General features: G+C 60.2%; 14 protein-coding genes. 4 read left to right on the forward strand and 10 right to left on the reverse strand.

The window, feature by feature from the left end:
* The 5 genes from soxZ to Q8K08_RS10120 form a co-directional block, all read right to left on the reverse strand.
* The gene (gene soxZ, locus Q8K08_RS10100; RefSeq protein WP_304801435.1) at nt 1–330 is read right to left on the reverse strand and encodes a thiosulfate oxidation carrier complex protein SoxZ; all 330 of its coding nucleotides are present in this window, start codon (nt 328–330) and stop codon (nt 1–3) included.
* 22 nt (nt 331–352) lie between these two features.
* The gene (gene soxY, locus Q8K08_RS10105; RefSeq protein WP_304801437.1) at nt 353–772 is read right to left on the reverse strand and encodes a thiosulfate oxidation carrier protein SoxY; all 420 of its coding nucleotides are present in this window, start codon (nt 770–772) and stop codon (nt 353–355) included.
* A 28-nt stretch (nt 773–800) separates the two neighbouring features.
* Nucleotides 801–1,274, reverse strand: a complete 474-nt coding sequence (gene soxX, locus Q8K08_RS10110; RefSeq protein ID WP_305249983.1) for a sulfur oxidation c-type cytochrome SoxX — start codon at nt 1,272–1,274, stop codon at nt 801–803.
* A 112-nt stretch (nt 1,275–1,386) separates the two neighbouring features.
* Entirely contained in the window at nt 1,387–1,947 is a 561-nt protein-coding gene (locus Q8K08_RS10115; protein ID WP_304801443.1) for a thioredoxin family protein, read from the reverse strand.
* Nucleotides 1,948–1,958: 11 nt separating this feature from the next.
* Nucleotides 1,959–2,696 carry a cytochrome c biogenesis CcdA family protein gene (locus Q8K08_RS10120; protein ID WP_304801445.1) on the reverse strand — a complete coding sequence of 246 codons (738 nt, stop codon included), beginning with the start codon at nt 2,694–2,696 and terminating at the stop codon, nt 1,959–1,961.
* A gap of 82 nt (nt 2,697–2,778) precedes the next feature.
* Here Q8K08_RS10120 and Q8K08_RS10125 point away from each other — a divergent pair, with 82 nt between their 5' ends.
* The 4 genes from Q8K08_RS10125 to Q8K08_RS10140 all read left to right on the forward strand — a co-directional run bounded on the left by Q8K08_RS10125 (nt 2,779) and on the right by Q8K08_RS10140 (nt 6,785).
* Nucleotides 2,779–3,162, forward strand: coding sequence for a thioredoxin family protein (locus Q8K08_RS10125; RefSeq protein WP_304801447.1), 384 nt, complete (start codon nt 2,779–2,781; stop codon nt 3,160–3,162).
* 104 nt (nt 3,163–3,266) lie between these two features.
* Nucleotides 3,267–3,608 carry a helix-turn-helix transcriptional regulator gene (locus tag Q8K08_RS10130; protein ID WP_304801449.1) on the forward strand — a complete coding sequence of 114 codons (342 nt, stop codon included), beginning with the start codon at nt 3,267–3,269 and terminating at the stop codon, nt 3,606–3,608.
* 60 nt (nt 3,609–3,668) lie between these two features.
* The gene (locus Q8K08_RS10135) at nt 3,669–4,715 is read left to right on the forward strand and encodes a YeeE/YedE family protein (protein WP_304801451.1); all 1,047 of its coding nucleotides are present in this window, start codon (nt 3,669–3,671) and stop codon (nt 4,713–4,715) included.
* Between the two features lie 387 nt (nt 4,716–5,102).
* Nucleotides 5,103–6,785 (forward strand): alpha/beta-hydrolase family protein, encoded by a 1,683-nt coding sequence (locus Q8K08_RS10140; RefSeq protein ID WP_305249984.1) that lies wholly within the window; start codon nt 5,103–5,105, stop codon nt 6,783–6,785.
* A gap of 77 nt (nt 6,786–6,862) precedes the next feature.
* On the opposite strand, the gene Q8K08_RS10145 is transcribed toward Q8K08_RS10140, so the two are convergent.
* The 5 genes from Q8K08_RS10145 to Q8K08_RS10165 are packed head-to-tail and all read right to left on the reverse strand — an operon-like array spanning nt 6,863 to nt 14,131.
* On the reverse strand, nt 6,863–9,295 hold the full coding sequence (locus Q8K08_RS10145; RefSeq protein WP_305249985.1) for an FAD-dependent oxidoreductase: 2,433 nt from the start codon (nt 9,293–9,295) through the stop codon (nt 6,863–6,865).
* A 1-nt stretch (nt 9,296) separates the two neighbouring features.
* Nucleotides 9,297–10,178, reverse strand: coding sequence for a phosphotransferase (locus tag Q8K08_RS10150; protein ID WP_305249986.1), 882 nt, complete (start codon nt 10,176–10,178; stop codon nt 9,297–9,299).
* Nucleotides 10,175–12,172, reverse strand: a complete 1,998-nt coding sequence (locus Q8K08_RS10155) for a proline/glycine betaine ABC transporter permease (protein WP_304803363.1) — start codon at nt 12,170–12,172, stop codon at nt 10,175–10,177. The genes Q8K08_RS10150 and Q8K08_RS10155 overlap by 4 nt, the downstream gene beginning before the upstream one ends.
* Nucleotides 12,169–13,185, reverse strand: a complete 1,017-nt coding sequence (locus Q8K08_RS10160; protein WP_304803361.1) for a glycine betaine/L-proline ABC transporter ATP-binding protein — start codon at nt 13,183–13,185, stop codon at nt 12,169–12,171. The genes Q8K08_RS10155 and Q8K08_RS10160 overlap by 4 nt, the downstream gene beginning before the upstream one ends.
* Nucleotides 13,186–13,195: 10 nt before the next feature.
* Complete coding sequence (locus tag Q8K08_RS10165; protein ID WP_304803359.1) at nt 13,196–14,131, reverse strand: ABC transporter substrate-binding protein; 936 nt, start codon at nt 14,129–14,131, stop codon at nt 13,196–13,198.
* Between the last annotated feature and the right edge of the window lie 97 nt (nt 14,132–14,228).

The raw sequence follows: 14,228 nt of genomic DNA on the forward strand, positions 1-14,228 counted from the left end.
TCAGACGAGTTCGATGGTTTTGACGTCTTCGTAGACCGAGCCGTCGTCATCATACCAAGTGAACTTGATTTCGCCCGAGTCCGCCATTTTTGCGTCAAACTCAAAGTAGGGGTTGGTCGACACAGCCGGTTCAATCTCCACGTCGATAACATTCACGCCACCCAGATCGCAGGTGAAACGATTGATGATCGAGCGCGGGATCAATTCTCCGGCAGCGTCTTTGCGCTGACCGGATTCCATCTTGTGGCTGATCAGCGCCTTGATGTTGACCACCTCGCCAACTTTGGCTGATTTCGGAACTTTCACGCGGGGTTTTGCGTCTTCTGCCATGATATTTCTCCTATTCCTGAACTCAGCCGCCGCAGCCGCCGATGGTGACTTTGACGGTGGCGACCGCCTGAACGATGCTGCCGTCGGCCATCTTGGCCAAGGCAATGACATCCTGCGTCGTCGCAAGCCGGATGCGGGTGGCGGCCATCTGGCTGCCAGCGGCTGGACCAAAGGCAAAGGTGGCCACAGCCGGGGTCGGGTTGCCTGCCGCCAGCAGCATGATGGCCACAGCGCCGGGCGCATTGACAGAAACCGGAACCGTGTTGCCGTTTTCCGCGATTTCCGGGGCAGTGATGGTGATACCGCCGGTGCCCGGCACCGCGCCTCCGGTGAAGTCGGCGCTGAGTTCTTCAACCGTCTTCGCGAAAAGCGGGTTGGCCAGTGTTGCGGTCGCGATGCCGCCTAGGCCTGCCCAAAGGGCGTCTCGTCTGGAAAGTTTCATGGTCATCTCCTCTGGTCGCGCAGCCGGGTCACTCAGTCATCGTGATCAGATAGGCCACGACATCTTCGATTTGTTGGGCTGTCAGAATGGGTGGCAAATCCTCGGTCGGGGCCTTGCCGCTATAGGCTGCACCCGGACGGGTAAAACCTTCGGTTTTGTAGAACGCAGGCATGAAGCTGTCTTCGAACGTCATCTTTGCATTGGCGACAAGGCCGCGCAGCTCGGCTTCAGAATAGCGGTCTGCCACACCGTCCAGCGGCGGGGCGATGTCACCCTGAAAATCCGCTTCGGGAATGGTGCCAATTTGATGACAGGCAACACAGTTGCCCAAAGATGCAGTGGTCATCACCTTTTTGCCCGCCGCTGCATCGCCGGGGCTGCCGGTCAGTGAAACGTCGATCGCACCGTCAACATAAGTCACTGCCGATGGGGCGGTTTCGCTGGCGACTGGTGATGTGATGCACAGCATGGCGGCTGTGGCCAGCCAGAATTGGCGTGTCATTGCGATCCTCCCAGATCTCTCCCTGGACTTACGATAACCCCGGCATGCCTTTGTGTGCAATAGGAATATATGTATCCTTGAATATTCATATACATCCTTTTATCTCAACGCCTTATGGGGCGTTATCAAGGTTGATCCGTGATGAAAGGTATTTCTGGAAGTGCTCGCCTGAGTCGTAACCGTGGTCACGAACCCATGTCAAAAGCGCCTGGGTCGTGCCCGTTTCAAACGCGCCTGGCATCAGTGCGACCGCTGCTTCGGCGGCTGTCGCTCCTGGCTGCACGGCCTCGGGCAGGAAGATCATCGTGGGGGTGAACATTACGCCCCAACGCACGGCCATATCCTTTTCGGACAGCATGGTGCCGTCGAAATCGGTTACATCTACATCGCCAAACAGGTTGATCTGAACGACGAAGTAATGGTCATTCAACAGTGCCGCAACAGCAGCGTCTGGATAGACCTTTTCGTGCATCCTGGTGCAGTAAATGCAGCCACGTTGTTCGACCAGTAACAGCAGTCGTTTGCCTTCGCTGTTTGCTTCGGCCAGATCATCGGACAAATCCTTGAAGGTTTCGCGCAGCCATTCGGGTTTGTGCAGCCCGTCATCGCCCAGTTCCGCGGCGCAGAGCGGCAGGGCAGAGATCAAAAACGCAGTCAGGGCGGCGCGGAACATCTGTTGTCCTTTCATTTCAGAGTCGCGGACCAGTCGAAATTGCGGATCATCCAGTCGGCGATCAGGTTGACGGAGTTGGTGGCGATCAGGATACCAAAGGCGATCAGCATGACGCCCATCACCTTTTCCACATGGCCCATCATGGCGCGGTGCCGCGCGACCCAGCCAAGGAACGGGCCGGCAAACAGCGCGGCGATGACAAATGGCAGGGTCATCGACAGGCCGTACACCAGCAAAAGGAGGCCGCCGCGCCACAAATCGCCCATGCCGCTGGCCACCATCAGGATCGCGGCAAGGGCGGGCCCAACGCAAGGCGTCCAGCCAAAGCCAAAGGCAAGACCCATGACATAGGCACCGATCAGGGTGGTGGGTTTGGCATCGGACTGCACACGCGCTTCGCGGTAGAACAGGCCGATTTTCAGGATGCCAAGGAAGTGCAGCCCGAATAGGATCAGCACGCCGCCCGCCACCCAGGACAGGGTTTCGCGCCATTGCAAAAACACACGCCCAAGCGCGGTGGCCCCCAGTCCCAGCATCACAAAAATGGTGGTGACGCCAAAAGCAAAGGCCAAAGCCTGCACCACAAGTCGCCGTTGTGCGCCGGGGGCAATCGTATCACCGTCGCGCAATTCGCGCACCGACAGCCCGGCCATATAGGAGAGGTAGAACGGCACCATTGGTAAAATGCATGGCGACAGAAAGGACAAGAGCCCGGCGATCGCCGCCCCGGTGTAGCTGATATCCAGCATCTCCCCCCCATGCGCCTAAGCGACCTTGCCCTGTGATGGCAAATATATTAGCATATTTCTATGTTAACATGAGGCTGTCAACATGGGGCGTGTCTTTGACGGATTGGTGGCCCTGTTTGCCGCTGCGATGGTGCACCCAGCCGCAGCGGCAGAGCTGCGCTTGCTGATGTTTGAGCAGCCTGGCTGCATCTACTGCGCCAAATGGGATGTCGAAATTGCACCACAATACCCGTTGACCGATGAAGGCAAAGCCGCGCCGCTGAGCAGGATGCATTTGCGTGACGTGGTGCCCGAAGACATCATGTTGCAGCGGCCCCCAGCCTTTACCCCGACCTTTGTTTTGCTGCACGACGGTGCCGAAACTGGCCGGATCGAAGGCTACCCGGGCGAAGATTTCTTTTGGCCATTGCTGGCGCGCCTGATCCTGGACGCGGGCGATGATGCAGCTGTTGATGCCAAGGAATGACGCGATCTGACATCTTTCCTTTGGCAAATACGCGACAATGGCGGGTTTTGATTGCCCCGACCGCTGTCCCACGGCATGAAGGGGCGGGAAAGGTCACCAAGACAATGCCACTGGGCGAAATGGATCAGTCAGATCAGAATGCGCCTCTGGATCTTGAGGGGCTGGTTTCAAATGCAAACGATGCAGCAACCTTTCTCAAGGCTCTTGGCCACGACGGGCGGCTGCTCATCCTTTGCCATCTGCAAAGTGGCCCCAAGAGCGTGACCGAACTTGAAAACCTGCTATCGGCGCGACAGGCTGTGGTCAGCCAGCAACTTGCCAGATTGCGGCTTGAAGGGTTGGTCAGTGCCCGGCGCGAAGGGCAGGCAATTTTCTATTCCATTCTGGACAGTCGGGTCTCCGACGTGATCGGGGTGTTGGCAAAACTGTTCTGCAAGCCGGCGTAAGACCGGATAAAAGCTATTCCGCGCAGGTTGTGCCGCGCGCGGCTGAAAAGGGAGGATGCCATGGAAACGCTTCCATATGGCTTGCTGGCGGCCCTTGTCGGGCTGGTTGGCGGAACGGTGCTGGGGCTGGCGGCGCGCTTGGGTGATTTCTGCACCCTCGGGGCACTGGAGGCCGCTGTTTACGGCAAAGACCAGATGCGCCTGCGGCTGTGGGGGATCGTGCTTGGCATCGCCATTCTGGGCACACAGCTTGGCGCACTTGCTGGTTGGGTCGATCTGGGCGGCACGTTCTATCATTCGATCGTCTGGAACCCGCTTGGATCGATCTTTGGCGGATTGGTTTTCGGCTATGGCATGGCGATGGCTGGCAACTGTGGCTTTGGTGCGCTAGTGCGGTTCGGCGGGGGCGATCTGCGGTCGCTGGTCGTGGTTGTGGTGATGGGAATTTTCGGCTTTGTCGCGCTGTCAGGTCCACTGGCCCCGGCACGTATCCTGTTGTTTCCGCAACCCGATGCAACAGGTCCGCAAGGCATTGTGCATGATGTCGGCCTGTTGACCGGCCTGCCTGCAGCGGTGATCATTGTCGCCATTGGCGTTGGGTGTTTGATCTGGGCTTTGTCCTATCCGCCGATGCGCGCCGCGCCGCGTAGTTTGTTTTGGGGGGTGGCCGCCGGATTGGCGGTTGTCTGGTGCTTTGCAGCCACAACATGGGTCAGCGAATACAGCCTTGGCGCGATTGAAGTGGAAGGTCTGTCCTTTACCGCCCCCGTCGGGCGCACGCTGATCTTTTTGATGACCTCGACGGCTGGCGGGATCACCTTTTCGGTTGGCGCGGTCGTGGGCGTCATGGCCGGGGCGTTGATCGGATCGACCGTGCGCGGGTTGTTCCGATGGGAGGCCTGCGAAGACCCGCGCGAACTGGGCCGTCAGGTCGGCGGCGCGGTCCTGATGGGCATTGGTGGCGTGGTCGCGATGGGATGTTCCGTCGGGCAGGGTGTTTCTGCCTTTGCCGCGCTGGCATGGTCTGGCCCGGTCACTTTGGCCGCAATCATCGTGGGTGCCTTGTTCGGGCTGCATCAGTTGATCAGCGGTTATCAGCCGGATTAAACGCTGCCACCGCCAATCTGTCGCTTAAAGCATTGTCGGTCGCACTCAGTCTGCGATTTGGAGTCTAAGTGCGTGTCAAGGCCCGTTGGTTTGGTCCCTTCGGTATGACTTAGCCATCCAAAACCGACCGAACGATGAGCCGTTGTTCTGGCTTGCGGAGGCGTGATGCCTCGAGGAAGTATGGCCTGCCGAAGACCCGCTACAACCGTTGCAAGCACTGGGATGATAAAAGCTGCTGCGCTACCCGTGTTTGGCCCTGTTGCTGGAGTGAGGTGGTTGTGAAGCGGCGAATGTTCGGGAAACTGGCCGTCATCGTCAGATTGTGGGTGGTGTTTCCAGTGTTGATCGAACACCTTGCCTGCGGTCTTTGTCAGATGGGGTCAGGCCATGGCGTTTCAGGACGGTCACGTAAGCATACAATCCAACCTTCCGGCGCCTGTGCTTTGGCGCCGCTTAAGTGCTGGTGGTATTGTGCTTGGTGCCATCTGTTTTTGCTTCGCGCTGACGCCTTCGTTGGTGCCAAGAGAGCCTTTGGTGCAGGGCGCGCTTGGCGGTGCCGTCTTTGGCGTTGGCTATGGCATCTGGTTCTTGATGGGTCTGTTGGCCAATTGGCTTGAAGTGCGGCTGCTGTCTGGACGATCCGCGCGACTTATCGCCATTACCGCGCTAGGCGTCACAACGGTTGCCACAGCAATTTGCCTTTGGCTAAGTACCGATTGGCAAAATTCAATCCGCAGTGCTTGGGGCTTGCCTGCAGTTGACACATGGGCGCCGTTTACAGTGCTGGCACTTTCGGCGGCAGTCTTTCTGGTGCTTTTGGTCTTTGGCCGGATGTTCTGGCTGATTTCCACGCGGTGGAGCCATAAAAGCAAATCCTTTCTCGCACCGAAACTTGCCAATCTGCTTGGTTTGTTGGCTGCACTTGCCATCTTTTCAATGCTGATCAACGGAGTTTTGCTGCGCGCATCGCTTCGGCTGATCGACTCCGCGTCGCGGGCGGCAGATGCGATCATTCCGCCAGACATGGAAATTCCGGCGGGGTATCTGAAAACCGGCAGTGCGGCGTCCCTTGTCGCGTGGGAGGATCTTGGCCGCTGGGGACGCAACTATGTGACTTCGGGACCAGACGGCGCAGCCATTGCTGCGTTTTGGGGGGCGCCTGCGCCAGACCCTATCCGGGTCTATGTCGGCCTGAACGCCGCCTATGGGCCAGCAGCGCGCGCGGCGCTTGCCTTTGAAGAACTGCGTCGGGTTGGTGGGTTCGACCGCAAGGTGCTGGTCATAGCCATGCCAACAGGGTCTGGCTGGCTTGATCCGGGGGCGATGAACAGCCTTGAATTCATCGCACGCGGGGATGTGGCCACTGTTGCCGTGCAATACAGCTATTTGGCCAGCCCCGTCTCGGTCGTGGTTGATCCGAGACATGGTCTGGCCGAGGCGCAGGCGATGTTTGATCTGGTCTATGCCCATTGGACAGCACTGCCGCGTGATGCGCGACCAAGGCTGTATCTGCATGGCCTGTCGTTGGGGGCTTTTCTATCGCAAGAAACGGTGCCGCTGCTGGATGTGCTGGGCGATCCGATACAGGGCGCGATGTGGGCGGGGTCACCGTTTCTGAGCGATTTCTGGAACATGGTTGTAAACCGACGTCAGCCCGACAGCCCTGCGTGGAAGCCGCGCTTTGGCAATGGATCTTTGATTCGCACTGGCAATCAAGGGGCGAGGTTTGATGCATTCCAGACGGATTGGGGCGATATGCGGCTGGTTTTTCTGCAATATGGCAGTGATCCGATCGTGTTCTTTGACTGGTCGCTGGCGTGGCGCAGGCCAGACTGGTTGACAGGTATTCGTGCGCCGGATGTGTCGCCAAAGATGCAATGGGTGCCCGTGGTTACGCTGTTGCAGGTCGGCATGGATATGGCTGTCGCTTTGGGAGATCCGGGTTTTGGTCATGACTATATTGCGCGCCACTACATTCCGGCCTGGGCCGCAGCATTGGCGCCGGATGGCTGGGATGATCAGACCGAGGCGCGCCTGATCGCCCATCTGGACGGCTTGCGCGCGCGCTGATCCTTGGTGGTGCGTGTTCCAGTCTGCGGAAAAAGGTCACCTTGGCCCGGCCTTGGGTACAAGCAAAGGTTTTACAGTCAGGCGCGGATGCGCAGGCCATCGGGGTCATAAAGCGGGCGCAAGCAAAGCTTTGCCGGGTGCGCGTCGCCCGCGATGATCAGCGCATATTGTCCTGGTGTCAGCCAGTCGTCTGACACCCCGTTGTCATGCCTGACATAGCCAAACCCAACATTGTTGCCGACGGTAAAGCCATAGCCGCCGGATGTCAGATATCCGACGGATTCGCCGTTGCGCAATATTGTCTCACGACCAAGCAGAACCGCAGCGGAGTCTGAAACAGTAAACCCGACCAGTCGCTTTTTCAGCGGTTGGTTGGCCACCTGCTCCAATGCCGCGCGGCCAATAAACGGCGTGTCGCCCTTCATTTTGACAGCCCAGCCCAGCCCAGCCTCGAACGGAGTGTCGTTTGGCGTAATGTCTGATGACCAGGCGCGATAGCCCTTTTCCAGCCGCAAAGATTCCAGCGCACGGTAGCCCACTGGCCGCAGGGCCGGATCTGCCGCCATCAGCGCATCAAACACTGCCCCCGTCTGCGACAGCGGGATGTGCAGTTCCCACCCGAGTTCACCTACATAAGTGACCCGCAACGCCCGCACTTGTGCGCCTGCGATAGTGATCTGTCGGGCATGGCCAAACGGGAAAGCGGCGTTGCTGACATCATCTGCGGTGACACAGGCCAGAATATCGCGCGCCCGTGGCCCCATCAGCGACAGCGTGCCCCAGTCTTCGGTCACATCACGCAAATGCACGCCATCACCGGGCAGGTGGTCGGCGATCCACGCGAAATCATGGGTGCGAAAGCCGGTGCCGGTGACGATGTAGAACAGATGATCCGCCATGCGGGCGACGGTCAGATCCGCCTCGATTCCGCCGCGCGTGTTCAAAAGCTGGGTATAGGTCAGCCGCCCCACATCCCGTGCCACCCGGTTCGCGCAAATCGCCTCAAGAGCCTCGGCCGCCTTTGGGCCGGAAAGCTCATACTTGGCAAAGCTGGATTGGTCGAACAGCCCGGCGTGGTTTCGCACATGGTCGTGTTCCTCGCCGACATGGTCAAACCAGTTCTGGCGACCCATAGAATACACATCGCCCGCCTCTACCCCTTCAGGCGCAAACCAGTTCGGGCGCTCCCATCCCAGCTTCGACCCGAACACGGCCCGATGTGCCTTTAACCGATCATACAGCGGCGAGACGATCAGTGGCCGGCCAGAATCGTATTCCTCATGCGGGAAGGCGACGGTGTAGTGCTTGCCATATGCCTCCAGCGTGCGCGTGGCGACCCAGTCGCGGTTGCGGTGCATGTCGGAAAAGCGCCGGATATCCACGGCCCACAGGTCAAGCGGTGCCTCGCCCCGCATAACCCATTCCGCCAGCACCCAGCCCGCGCCGCCACCACTGGCAATGCCAAAGGCGTTGAACCCTGCGCCTACAAACATGTTCGCACACTCTGGTGCCGGACCAAGGATGAAATTGCCATCGGGGGTAAAGCTTTCGGCCCCGTTGATCATTTGCTTGACGCCGGTTGTTTCCAGCGCCGGAATACGGGCCATGGCCTGTTCCAGATGTTGGCCGAAATGGTCAAAATCATCGTCAAACAGCCGGAATTCCCAATTGGGCGGAATGTCCCCGGTGACCCAGCCCTGCGGATTAGGCTCATAGCCGCCCATCACCAGCCCGCCGACTTCTTCCTTGAAATAGGTGCGTCGGTCGGGGTCGCGCAGGGTGGGCGCGTCAGGGGAAAGGCCGTCGATTTTCTCGGTGATGATATACTGATGCTTGACCGGATGCAGCGGCACCGCCACCCCCGCCATCGCGCCGATCTGGCGCGCCCACATGCCGCCGCAGTTCACCACCTTGTCACAGGCGATCACGCCCTGATCGGTTTCGACATGGGTGATGCGGAGGCCGTCCATCACAAAGCCCGTCACTGTCACCCCTTCGACAATCCGCGCTCCATGCATCCGCGCGCCCTTCGCAAGGCATTGGGTGATGTCGGACGGGCTGGCTTGCCCATCGGTGGGCAACCAGCTTGCGCCGATCAGGTCTGATGTGTCCATCAAGGGCCACATCCGCTTGACCTCCTCAGGCGAGATCAGGTGCATTTCCATGCCGAAACTACCCGCCGTTGTCGCAAGCCGCCGATACTCGGTCCAGCGATCCTGCGTGGTGGCAAGCCGCAGACAACCGGTCATCTTCCACCCGGTATCCAGCCCCGTCTCTGCCGCCAGCCCTTTATACAGATCGACCGAGTATTTCAGCACCTTTGTGATACTGGCCGAAGATCGCAACTGTCCCACCAGCCCCGCTGCGTGCCAAGTGGAGCCAGAAGTGATCTTGCCCTGCTCTAGCAGCAGCACATCGGCGTTGTGGTCGCGGGCAAGATGATAGGCGGTGGAACAACCGATGATGCCACCACCGATAACAATGATCTGAGTTGCCGCTGGAAGGGTCATGTCAAAGCGTTCCGTGTGTTTGGGTGAACTGATTCAACGCAGCCTCAAGCCGCATCAGGTTATCGCGCGCATAACTGCGGTAATCCGAGCCGGGGGCGGCAAGGTGAATGTCTGACACCATGGCCCACATCGCTTCGCGTAGCAGGCTGGCGCATTGCATGGCATCAAAGGCGCGCTGAAAGTCGACGTCGGGCGGCTGGCCAAGATAGGCCTGCAGCAGGGCCGAGGTTTCACCGGCCATCATCCCGGCATTCGAGGCAACGCCAGCAAGGTCGAACATCGCGGTGCCGAAGCCTGCGTATTCATAGTCGATCAGCCAAAGGCGGGAGCCGTCATCAAGAATGTTGGCAGGCAACAGATCGTGGTGGCCAAAGATGATCGGCAGGGGAATCTGCGCGACCTCCAGCCTGTCGGACAGGGCCAGATAGCGCGACAAATCGGGCGCAAAGGGGCTTCCCCCTGCCGCGATGGTGCGAGCGTAATCGCGGATCACATGGAACGGCCAGAAGATATAAGGCGTGCCGGAAATGTGGTGCGCCATGCCGTCATGGAACCGCCGCAACAGGGCGCCAATCCGGTCAGGGGCGGCGCGCACATCCGCCGCTGTCCACGTCCGCGACGGGATAAACTGCACCACGCTGACACCGGGGGCGGCGTATTCCACTGCCGGGCCAAAGCCCGCCGCATGGGCGGCACGTGCTGTAGCCACCTCGCGCGCGCGATCAACATGGTGAAAGGGAAAATCGCGGCCAAAGCGGGCCACATGCTGGCCCGCGGCATCGGTCACCAGCCAGCTTTCATTCGATAGACCTCCCTCCAGCGGTGCCGCAGATAGCGTGCCGGACCAGCAGGGCAGGGCGGTGATCTGTGCAGGTGCGGTCATGAGTGCCCCTCTAAACCCAGCCGGGCCCGCGCACGACGGGCAGAGGCTGACAGCAGTCGGTCAGCGATGATGGCGATAAACGCAATCGCCAGCCCCGCCACCAACCCATTGCCTGGATTGGCCTTTGTCAGCGCGATATACACGTCCTGTCCCAGATCACGGGTGCCGACCAAAGCGGTGATCACCAGCATCGACAGCGCGAACATGATGGTCTGGTTCAGGCCCAGCAAAATCTCGGGCAGCGCCAGTCGCAGGCGGATGCGGGTCAATATCTGCCAGCGTGTGCAGCCCATCGCCCGGCCCGCCTCTATCAGTCGTGGGTCCACCGATTGCAGGCCAAGGACGGTATAGCGGATGGCGGGCGCGATGGCATAGGCCACCACCGCGATCATCGCGGTGAAATCCCCTACCCGGAACAGCATCACGATCGGCATCAGATAGACAAAGCTGGGCAGGGTTTGCGCGGTGTCGATCACCACTCGGGTCACCGTCCACAGCCTGTCGCGCGTGGCGACCAGAATGCCGATGGGCAGGCCAATGGCCATCGCGATCAGGGTGGAGATGCCGCACAGATATACCGTGATCATCGCCTTTTCCCACTGCCCGGTGGCTGCAATCAGAAAGGACAGGCCCGAGGTCAGCAGCGCCAGCCGCCAGCCGCCCAGACGCCACCCTGCGATGCCCAGAAGCGCCACCACGGCCAGCCATGGCAGATCAAGCAAGAACCGCTTTACGGGCACCAGCAGCCAGACAAGAAAAAAGGTCTTCACCGCCTCCAGAGTGTCGAAAAAGGTAATGTTGATCCATTGCACCGCCGCGGCCCAGAATGGGCTGGTCGAAAGGCGGGCGCTTAGCGGATAGGTCTGCACTGCCGGGATCAACAGCCCGATGATGGCGGTGACAGCGATCAGAGCCAAGGCAGAGGCTATGTATGGGTGACGCTGTATCAACGACCCCTGCCGCGCCATAGCCGTGCCGCGATGCGCCACCGCTTGGCTCAACCTGTCCAGAGCAATCGCGAGCGCCACGATTGCCAGCCCCGCCTCTAGCCCTGCGCCGAAATCCAGCCGCCGCAGGGCGCCCAGCACATCAAACCCAAGGCCGCCCGCGCCGATCATTGACGCGATGATCACCATGTTAAGAGACAGCATGATCACCTGATTGACCCCTACCATCAGCGGCTCGCGCGCAGAGGGGATCAGCACCCGCCACAGAGTTTGGCGCGGGGTGCAGCCTGTCATGCGGGCCAGATCATGCGCTTCATCGGGCACCCGCGACAGCGCCAGCGTGGTAATCCGGGTCATTGGCGGGGTGGCATAGATCAGCGTGGCAATCACCGCCGCCGTCGGGCCAAAGCCGAACAGGATCAGAACGGGCACCAGATAGGCAAAAACCGGCATGGTCTGCATCAGATCCAGCACCGGGCGCAGGGCCCGTTCAAACCGCGGATACCGCCACGCCAAGATGCCAAAGAACATCCCCCCCGCCACGCCCAAAGGCACGGCAACAAGGATAGAGGCCAGCGTGACCATCGCACTGTGCCATTGGCCGAACACCGCGATAAAGCTAAAGCATGCCGCCATGAGCAGGGCCAACCGCGCGCCACCGGCCCAGAGCCCCAGAAGCGCCATAATGCCGATAATCGCGATCCACGATATGGGCGGGACATATTGCACCATAACCCCGCCAGCCTGTTGTTGGACGCCATTCGCCAATAACCCCAGCGCCAGCTGATAGGGCTTGTCCACCAGTGCGGCAAAGGCGCGTGTGATGTCGGAAAAGGCAAGCGAGCCAAGGCTGGCATCTTTGACCAGCCATGTGATCGCTGCCCCGATCCAGCGCGCGGCAGGAATTTGCCATGCCTTCGGATAGTCAAAGGTCATCGGAAGCAGCGTCCGGCCCCACAGCCACAACGCAAGCGACAACACTACCGCCACAACCCAGATCAGCCGCGCGTCCAATGGGCGCGGGGCAATCGTTGGCACCGCGGTCATGCGTCTCCACCAAGCAGCAAGCGGATCACGTCTTCACGTTGCACTGTGCCGATTGGCTGGCCATCCTCGACCACACCCACCTGCGCCGCGCCGGACAAAAAGGATGGCCCGGCATCTGCCACAGTGGCGCGGGCAGACAGGGTTGGCATACCGCCCGGCACGGGGCCGGGCATGACCAATGAGGCCAACCGCACCACCTTTGCCCGTGGCACCGCACGGGTGAATTCGCGCACGTAATCAGTGGCCGGATTCAGCACCAGATCTTCGGGCGTGCCGCATTGCACCACCGCGCCGTCCTTCATGATGGCGATGCGGTCGGCCAGACGGATGGCTTCGTCAAAATCATGGGTGATAAAGACAATCGTTTTATGCAGCCGCGATTGCAGACGCATGAATTCGCCCTGCAACTCACGCCGGATCAGCGGGTCCAGCGCCGAAAATGGTTCGTCCAGAAACCATAACTCCGGCTCGGCAGCCAGTGACCGCGCGATGCCGACACGCTGTTGCTGACCGCCTGACAACTGCCGGGGAAAGGCGGCCTCGCGCCCTGACAGACCGACAAGGCTGATCATCTCGGCCGCCCGCGACTCACGCGCGGGGCGGGCCATGCCCTGCACTTCCAGTGGAAAGGCCACGTTGTCCAGAACGGTCATATGCGGCAGCAGGGCAAAGTGCTGAAACACCATGCCCATCTTGTGCCGCCGGATCTGGGTCATTTCGGTATCAGAGGCGGTCAACAGGTTCTGGCCGTTGAACAGGATTTCCCCCGCCGTCGGTTCGATCAGCCGTGACAGACAGCGCACCAGCGTTGATTTTCCAGAGCCGGACAGGCCCATGATCACAAAAATCTCGCCCCGCCGCACCGTCAGGTCAACCGCGCGTACGGCAGGCACCAGACCAAGCGCCGCCAGCCGGTCCGCGTCTTGATCTACCGCTTTCAGGTGTTCGGCAGCTCGCGCGCCGAACACCTTCCAGACATTGCGGCAGATCAGGGTATCTGTGCCGGTCGTCATGGGGCTTGGGTTACTTTGCGACCCAACCGCTCCACGTCGGCTCATTCGCGGCGATCCAGTCAGCGACCACCGCCTCTACGGTTTTGCCGTTCAGATCGACCTCGGTGATCATCGCGCCCATGGCGTCATTGTCGATGCTGAAGGCAGAAATTGCCTTATGCGCGCCGGGCCATTTGTCTTTGACACCGGACCAGCCAACTTTCCAGATATCGCCAAACGGTTTGCCGCAATCATAGGCCAAATCGGGGTTTCCGCCCCACGCCGGATCGGTATAGCAGGCTTCGTCATAGGTAGGGAAATCGACCCATTCGCCTTCATACTTGGCGGGTGCCCAATGCGGAGCGTAAATCCACAATAGCACCGGGGCCTGTCGCTGATAGGCCGATTCCAGCTCGGCAAACAGCGCCGCATCGGTGCCTGCGTGGATCACCTCGAACGGCAGGTCGAGTGCCTCAATCCGTTCCTCGTCAAAGCCGCCCCATGTGACGGGGCCGCCCAGATAGCGGCCCTTTGGCGCGGTTTCAGGGGTAGAGAACGCCTCGGCACAGGCGGGCTCTTTCAGCGCTTCCCAATTTGGCAGGCCGGGACATTTTTCCTTCATGTAGATCGGATACCACCATTCCTCTTTCGCCTGCATACCGGTGGGGCCAAAAACTTCGACACTGCCGGTGGCGGTGGCGGCATCCATCGCCTCACGTCCGGTGGTTTCCCAGATTTCCATGGCGACATGCAGATCGCCGGTTTCCAGCCCGGCAAACTGGGCCAGATAATCGGCCTGCACATATTCAACATTATAGCCGCCCTTGCGCAGCACCTCACCCATCAGCTGAGTGGTGATCAACTGGCCGGTCCAGTCATGCAGGGTGAGTTTGATCGGATCGGTGGAATCCTGTGCAATAGCGGTGGTGGCGCAAAGAATGGCGGCAAGGCTGAGTGTCAGGCGCATCGGTTTCTCCCTGTTGTGGAAAGGGACCGCGGCAGGCGCGGCATGTGGGTCGGGGTCCGGGCGCTTGGGGCGCGAAAACGGGCCAGCGCCTTCTGAT

It is taken from the genome of Pseudotabrizicola sp., assembly GCF_030684215.1.
In the GTDB taxonomy this organism is placed as follows: domain Bacteria; phylum Pseudomonadota; class Alphaproteobacteria; order Rhodobacterales; family Rhodobacteraceae; genus Pseudotabrizicola.

Coding starts and splice junctions, on each gene's coding strand:
- Q8K08_RS10140 (WP_305249984.1), top strand. CDS start 5,103: ATGGCGTTTCAGGACGGTCACGTAAGCATACAATCCAACCTTCCGGCG.
- Q8K08_RS10115 (WP_304801443.1), bottom strand. CDS start 1,947: ATGTTCCGCGCCGCCCTGACTGCGTTTTTGATCTCTGCCCTGCCGCTC.
- Q8K08_RS10120 (WP_304801445.1), bottom strand. CDS start 2,696: ATGCTGGATATCAGCTACACCGGGGCGGCGATCGCCGGGCTCTTGTCC.
- Q8K08_RS10125 (WP_304801447.1), top strand. CDS start 2,779: ATGGGGCGTGTCTTTGACGGATTGGTGGCCCTGTTTGCCGCTGCGATG.
- Q8K08_RS10160 (WP_304803361.1), bottom strand. CDS start 13,185: ATGACGACCGGCACAGATACCCTGATCTGCCGCAATGTCTGGAAGGTG.
- Q8K08_RS10150 (WP_305249986.1), bottom strand. CDS start 10,178: ATGACCGCACCTGCACAGATCACCGCCCTGCCCTGCTGGTCCGGCACG.
- Q8K08_RS10130 (WP_304801449.1), top strand. CDS start 3,267: ATGCCACTGGGCGAAATGGATCAGTCAGATCAGAATGCGCCTCTGGAT.
- soxY (WP_304801437.1), bottom strand. CDS start 772: ATGAAACTTTCCAGACGAGACGCCCTTTGGGCAGGCCTAGGCGGCATC.
- Q8K08_RS10145 (WP_305249985.1), bottom strand. CDS start 9,295: ATGACCCTTCCAGCGGCAACTCAGATCATTGTTATCGGTGGTGGCATC.
- Q8K08_RS10155 (WP_304803363.1), bottom strand. CDS start 12,172: ATGACCGCGGTGCCAACGATTGCCCCGCGCCCATTGGACGCGCGGCTG.
- Q8K08_RS10165 (WP_304803359.1), bottom strand. CDS start 14,131: ATGCGCCTGACACTCAGCCTTGCCGCCATTCTTTGCGCCACCACCGCT.
- Q8K08_RS10135 (WP_304801451.1), top strand. CDS start 3,669: ATGGAAACGCTTCCATATGGCTTGCTGGCGGCCCTTGTCGGGCTGGTT.
- soxX (WP_305249983.1), bottom strand. CDS start 1,274: ATGACACGCCAATTCTGGCTGGCCACAGCCGCCATGCTGTGCATCACA.
- soxZ (WP_304801435.1), bottom strand. CDS start 330: ATGGCAGAAGACGCAAAACCCCGCGTGAAAGTTCCGAAATCAGCCAAA.